The following is a 278-nucleotide window of genomic DNA, read 5'->3' on the forward strand; positions in this document are numbered from 1 at the left end:
GAACGGCACCGACGTAAACACGTCGACCTGTTTGAAACGAACTGTGTGGGCGGGCATCGGGCGTGGTCCGGCGATTCCTGCGGTTGATATGGTTCGCGGATTCTATCTGCTGCCGCGTGACCGATCCACCTCGCCACAAATGCAAAACGCGCCGCAGGTGCTTGCACCTTGCGACGCGTTCTATCGAGCGCGGGCCGAGCCGTCCATTCCGGTCCCGCCTATGCCGGAACGCGGCGGCCCGGCCTGACGCCGGGTTACTCCACTTCCGCGATCATCTC

1 protein-coding gene is annotated in these 278 nt (G+C 63.7%); it reads left to right on the forward strand.

Annotated features, from left to right (window positions below; genetic code table 11):
- Positions 1 to 247, forward strand: a 247-nt coding sequence (locus tag EN824_RS35800; RefSeq protein WP_210236418.1) for a hypothetical protein, incomplete at its 5' end; no start/stop codon positions are given.
- Positions 248 to 278 lie beyond the last annotated feature (31 nt).

It is taken from the genome of Mesorhizobium sp. M8A.F.Ca.ET.181.01.1.1 (assembly GCF_004792025.1).
Lineage (GTDB): Bacteria > Pseudomonadota > Alphaproteobacteria > Rhizobiales > Rhizobiaceae > Mesorhizobium.